The sequence below is a fragment of the Phenylobacterium sp. genome, assembly GCF_044372605.1.
In the GTDB taxonomy this organism is placed as follows: Bacteria; Pseudomonadota; Alphaproteobacteria; order Caulobacterales; family Caulobacteraceae; genus Phenylobacterium.
In genome coordinates, this window is the sequence record NZ_JBILRO010000244.1 from 1 (window position 1) to 5,169 (window position 5,169).

The window sequence follows — 5,169 nt, forward strand, 5'->3', positions numbered from 1 at the left end:
GGTGAGCGCGTTGCCGCCGCTGTTGTGCTGAAAACCGCAAGCACGGCGCCCGAGGCGCTGGCCGATTGGGTCCGCGCCCGATTGCGGTCCACCAAGACCCCCGAAGTCTGGGAACTGCGTGATGCGCTTCCGTACAACGATACGGGTAAGCTCCTGCGGCGCCAGTTGAAGGTCGAGATGGCGGGTGTTGTCAGGCCCGCCACCGCCCGGTGACCACCGACCTCATCTCCGACCTGATCGCGCTGGAGGGCGCGGGATGTCGTGTGACGGAACTCGAACAACGGCGCGAATGGCCCGTCGCCGAAAGCGGTCAGGTTCAGGTGGGGGTACATCGGGGGGGGGCGCTGCCCTCGAGCGGCCTGGAAGCGTTCGATATCCTGCTCAGCGTAGCCCCCGACCCGCCCCGCCCCTGGACGGGCGTCGCATCGGACCGACTTGACGCTGTGATCGCCGATCTTGAGGCGCGGGTCGCCGCTCAGCCCGCAGCGGCCGGGGTCGCCGCCCAGATACTGCGCATGACCCTCGCGCTCGACTTCGGCCAGGCGTTGCAGCTGGAATCCCTGGCCTATTCGACATTGCTGCATTCTCGAGGGTTTCAGAGCTGGCGGGCTTCAAGGCCAGCTCGAGAGCGCGTAGACCCGGAGCCGCGGGTTCTGATGGCGATGGATCGCGGGACACTCTCAATCTGCCTCAATCGCCCCGCTGCGCGAAACGCCTTCGACGCCGCCATGCGTGACGCCCTTTGCGAGGCGCTGGACTTTGCCCGCGTGCACCCCGACGCACCGCCTGTCGCCCTGAGCGGGGTGGGCTGCGCCTTCAGTACCGGCGGAGATCTGAACGAGTTCGGCAAGGCCTCCGACCCGGCCGAGGCGCACCTGATCCGTACGCTTCGATCCCCGGCGAGCCTCGTGAGAGCGCTGGGCGAGCGCCTGACCGTTCAGCTGCACGGCGATTGTATCGGCGCTGGTATTGAAGTCCCCGCCGCTGCCGCTCGGGTGACGGCGCGGGCCGGAACCGTGTGCCGGCTGCCGGAGGTTTCCATGGGACTGATACCGGGCGCCGGCGGCACGGCGTCCATTCCCCGCCGCATCGGTCGTCATCGCGCCGCGTACATGGCGATCTCCGGCGCTCCCATCGATCTGGCCACCGCGCTGGATTGGGGGCTCGTGGACGCCGAGATCACATGAGCCCCTTTGCATCATTCATGGGCCGGCAGTCCGCAGAGATTCTGGACCTGACGGCCCGCCTCGGCCAACGGGTCGACGCCGGGAGCCTCGGCGTGCTGGATCGCAGGGGCCAACTGGAGCTCGGCCCTCCGGGAAGCCGCTCGCCCAACGGCGCGTGCCGGATGTTTCGCGCGTCTGATGGCTGGATGGCGCTGAACCTGGCGCGGGATGAGGACCACGATCTGATCCCGGCCTGGCTGGGCTGCGATTTCGGGACGGCACCCTGGGTGTCGGTGTCCCTTTATGCCCGACGTGTGACCTGCGCCGAACTTGTCGCCAGCGCCGCCCGGCTGGGACTGCCGGCGGCGGCAGTGGGCGAGATTATGGTCGACGGTCCGGATGCGCCGCCACAACGCCTCGGCGCGGTCGCCTGTCAAACGTCTGGCCTGCCGAAGGTCGTTGACCTCTCCGCGCTTTGGGCTGGTCCGCTCTGCGGCGCGATCCTGGCCGCGATGGGCGCCCGGGTGCTCAGGATCGAGAGTCTGCGCAGGCCCGATCCCACGCGTATCTCAACCCCTGAGTTCTTCCAGCGACTGAACGGGGCCAAGCAACAGACCAGCCTGGATTTCGAGACCCCGGAAGGTCGCGCCAGCCTCAAGGCCGCGATCCAGGATGCCGATATCCTCATCACCAGCGCCAGGCCGCGCGCGTTTAGCGGACTGGGCATAAACCCCGACGAGGTTTTTGCCGCCAAGCCGGGGTTCATCTGGGTGGCGATTACAGGCTACGGATGGCGCGGCGCCGCCGCCGACCGGGTCGCCTTTGGCGATGACGCTGCGGCGGCTGGCGGGCTGGTTCGCTGGACGCCGGGGGGCGCCCCGCGCTTCCTGGGCGATGCCTTGGCCGATCCGGTAACGGGACTCGCGGCGGCGATCGGCGCCCTGCGCGGACTGGAGGCCGGTGGCGGAGTGCTCGTCGACGTGGCGCTGGCGCGAATGGCTGCCGTCGCCGCCCTGAGTATCCGCAAGGCGGCCGCATGAGTTTGCTGATCCGCAATGTCGAGATTGGCGGTGGCCCGCGGCAGGACGTCCGGATCGAAGATGGTCGTATCGTCGGGATCGGACATCACCTCGCGCGCGCCAGCCAGGAACTGGACGGGCGGTACGGCGCGCTGATTCCGGGGCTCTGTGATCATCACATCCATCTGTTTGGGCTGGCGGCTCTGGCGGATACCGTGGTGCTCGACGGCGTGAGCGGCCCGTCCAGCTTTCAGGCGCGGATATCGGCGGCGCTGGCCTTACGGGGCGAGGGCGCCTGGGTGCGGGTGACGGGCTATCATGAGGCCATGGCCGGTGACCTTAGTCGCGACGATCTGGATCGGCTGGCGCCGCGACACCGCCTGCGCGTCCAGCATCAAACAGGGTCGCTCTGGATATTGAACAGCCTGGCTTTGGAGAGCGTCAGCGGTGGAGCGTCTCCACCCGGACTTGAGCTGGATGGCCAAGGCTGCTCCACCGGGCGCCTGTGGCGGGAGGACGCCTGGCTGCGGGCGCGCATCGGCGCGGAGCCGCCGCGCCTCGCGCCGATCGGTAAAATGCTTGCGGCCTATGGGATTACCTCTGTCACCGACGCCAGCGTAACGACCGACGCAGACGCCGCCGGCCGCCTTGCCCAGGCCCACCGGACCGGAGACCTGCCGCAACGCCTGACCCTGATGAGCGGGGGCGAACTGACGGCGCCGACCGATGCCGCCTTCGCACTCGGGCCGGTCAAGGTGCTGCTGGACGATCACGCCTTGCCGGAGTTCGACGACTTTCTGAACCGGATCGCCAGCGCCCGGTCCTGGGGCCGAAACGTCGCTGTCCATTGCGTAACCGCCGCTGAGCTGGCGCTGAGCCTGGCAGCATTCGAGGCGGCAGGTTCCTTGCCGGGGGATCGGATCGAGCACGGCAGTGTCGTTCCGCGCGCGGCGATTGATCAGTTGGTAGCCCTGAAGCTCACCGTCGTCACCCAGTCCGCCTTCATTCGAGAACGTGGCGATCGCTATCTCAGCGAAGTCGATCCGGTTGATCTCGACGATCTCTACCGCTGCGCGAGTTTACAGGCGGCGGGTGTGCCTGTGGCCGGTAGCTCGGATGCTCCCTATGCATCGCCCGATCCATGGCTTGGCATGGCCGCCGCCATGGATCGTCGCAGCCGGGACGGCCGGCAACTGGGGCAAGGCGAGGTTGTTACTGGCCCAGCGGCCTTGGCGCTCTATCTCGATGAGCCCGGGCGTCCCGGACGGGGCGGCCGAATCATCAGGGTGGGCGATGCTGCAGACCTCTGTCTGCTGAAGCGGCCCCTCCACGAGGTCATGAGCGCCCCCCGGGCCGATGGCGTGCGGGCGACCATCATTGACGGCCGACTGGAATATCTAACTGAGCCAGCGTGATTTCCAGGCCGTGCTGACACGGAGCAAGGATTCCTTATGTTCCCGCATCGCAACATCAACGTGATGCACGACTGAAGACAGTGCGTGGATCTCGGGATCTGGCGGTCAAGTCGCCAACACTGCCTTGCGCGGCAAGAAATTCTGGAAAGGCCAGGCCGCGTAATCGAATCTCGCTCAAAAATCGCAAAATCGTCACAATCTTCGACTGAAACGACATGCGCCCTTCATTTGTACTCTCCATCGATCTGGCGCGACATCGGCTCGCCAGTGACAAACTATTTCAGAACCCGCGCATTTCGTGACTTGCGTGCAGTGCAGCAAAAGGGCATATCGGTCTTGCCCATTTGGGCGTTTCCTCCCTAATGACTTGGCCGCGCCTCCGGGTGCGGCCATTTTTTTTGGCCGCACCCCGGCCCCGCCACCTTGCCAGATGCGTCAATGGGTCGCTTCTTTTGCGAACGCGCGTTACGGTTGCTTGCGTTGCGCCGCGCGATGGTCAATTTAAATTTTAAAGGGAACGCGATGATTCAAGACCCGGAGTACAGTAGGCGTTTGGCGCAAAACCTTCTGGAGCTTCTGTCTCCGTACGAGGAAGAGCTGATCCAGCTTGAGCGGGATGTCCCGGCCTTTGCGCCCTTGCGGCGTGCGGTTGGAATCGTAATCGCTGAGGCCTGCTACACGATATCAGACAGGCCGGTCGCGCAGGATAGCCTTGTGCCGCCGGTGGACGATCAGGCCGAGCAGACCCGGTAGATTTGTCCAGAATTCAGGAGACCTGGACCACATGGCGAACAAACCCGAGACCGTAGCGGACCCCATCGATGTCGCCGTTGGCGCGCGGATCCGTTTGTTGCGGAAAGTGCGGGGATTATCGCAGCAAGCCCTGGCAGAGGCTGCCGGCGTGACATTCCAGCAGATCCAGAAGTACGAGCGCGGCGCCAACCGCGTCAGCGCCTCGATGCTGACTCGTATCGCCAAGACCCTCGACGTCCCCGTGGCCGAGATGTTCGGGGAATCCACTGCAAACAGCGGCGCCGTCGATGAAGTGGCCGCATTGCTGGCCGAACCTGGCGCGCTGGAACTTCTGAAGGCCTATGCCGTCCTGCCCAAGGGCGTTTCGCGTTCAGCGCTCGTGGAATTCGTGCGAAGCCTCCGTAGCCAACCGATCTGACGGCTTTGGCCCTGATACGATTGCCGCGACGGTACTCGTCGCCGGGCTACTTGTGGGCGCAACGGCTTTCGGCGCGACGCCGACCACGGCCGAACGCAAGATGATCGGGGCCGTTCACGCTGACAGCGACCTTAACGTGCGGTTCCCCAAACAACTCGTGCTCGTCAATTCCGGCGCCATGAACCTCAAGGGCGCGGCGGCCAGGATATGGGCTCCATTGCGCGACGATCCTCCTGCTCCTGGACGATCCGACAGGCCCGCAAGACCCTCCGCCGCGAACGGCTTCACCCACTTGGCGACCGTCTTGACGTCGACGCCGAAGGCCGTGGCCACGGCCTTCGGCGGCTGTTCCGCCTCAACCCGCCGCACGACTTCGGCTCAACTGTGCTGAGACAGCC

Annotated in this window: 6 protein-coding genes and 1 pseudogene; 6 read left to right on the plus strand and 1 reads right to left on the minus strand. The window is 65.8% G+C overall.

All coding sequences use genetic code 11. The annotated features are described in order from the left end of the window. The 6 genes and pseudogenes from ACIQ42_RS15785 to ACIQ42_RS15810 form a co-directional block, all read left to right on the plus strand. Positions 1-213: pseudogene (locus ACIQ42_RS15785) on the plus strand (hypothetical protein); the annotation flags it as partial. Continuing rightward, positions 210-1,187 carry an enoyl-CoA hydratase/isomerase family protein gene (locus tag ACIQ42_RS15790; RefSeq protein WP_397423201.1) on the plus strand — a complete coding sequence of 326 codons (978 nt, stop codon included), beginning with the start codon at positions 210-212 and terminating at the stop codon, positions 1,185-1,187. The pseudogene ACIQ42_RS15785 and the gene ACIQ42_RS15790, both read left to right, overlap by 4 nt. Next, a complete protein-coding gene (locus ACIQ42_RS15795) occupies positions 1,184-2,206 on the plus strand; it encodes a CoA transferase (RefSeq protein ID WP_397423202.1) in 1,023 nt (340 codons plus the stop codon). The genes ACIQ42_RS15790 and ACIQ42_RS15795 overlap by 4 nt, the downstream gene beginning before the upstream one ends. After that, entirely contained in the window at positions 2,203-3,600 is a 1,398-nt protein-coding gene (locus tag ACIQ42_RS15800) for an amidohydrolase family protein (RefSeq protein ID WP_397423203.1), read from the plus strand. Before ACIQ42_RS15795 ends, ACIQ42_RS15800 begins: the two co-directional genes overlap by 4 nt. A gap of 438 nt (positions 3,601-4,038) precedes the next feature. Next, positions 4,039-4,353 carry a hypothetical protein gene (locus tag ACIQ42_RS15805; protein WP_397423204.1) on the plus strand — a complete coding sequence of 105 codons (315 nt, stop codon included), beginning with the start codon at positions 4,039-4,041 and terminating at the stop codon, positions 4,351-4,353. A gap of 31 nt (positions 4,354-4,384) precedes the next feature. Next, on the plus strand, positions 4,385-4,771 hold the full coding sequence (locus tag ACIQ42_RS15810; RefSeq protein WP_397423205.1) for a helix-turn-helix domain-containing protein: 387 nt from the start codon (positions 4,385-4,387) through the stop codon (positions 4,769-4,771). A gap of 114 nt (positions 4,772-4,885) precedes the next feature. On the opposite strand, the gene ACIQ42_RS15815 is transcribed toward ACIQ42_RS15810, so the two are convergent. After that, entirely contained in the window at positions 4,886-5,140 is a 255-nt protein-coding gene (locus ACIQ42_RS15815; RefSeq protein WP_397423206.1) for a helix-turn-helix domain-containing protein, read from the minus strand. Between the last annotated feature and the right edge of the window lie 29 nt (positions 5,141-5,169).

Excerpts from the sequence above, each read along its gene's own strand:
- ACIQ42_RS15795 (WP_397423202.1), top strand. The coding sequence starts at position 1,184 with ATGAGCCCCTTTGCATCATTCATGGGCCGGCAGTCCGCAGAGATTCTG.
- ACIQ42_RS15800 (WP_397423203.1), top strand. The coding sequence starts at position 2,203 with ATGAGTTTGCTGATCCGCAATGTCGAGATTGGCGGTGGCCCGCGGCAG.
- ACIQ42_RS15805 (WP_397423204.1), top strand. The coding sequence starts at position 4,039 with ATGGGTCGCTTCTTTTGCGAACGCGCGTTACGGTTGCTTGCGTTGCGC.
- ACIQ42_RS15810 (WP_397423205.1), top strand. The coding sequence starts at position 4,385 with ATGGCGAACAAACCCGAGACCGTAGCGGACCCCATCGATGTCGCCGTT.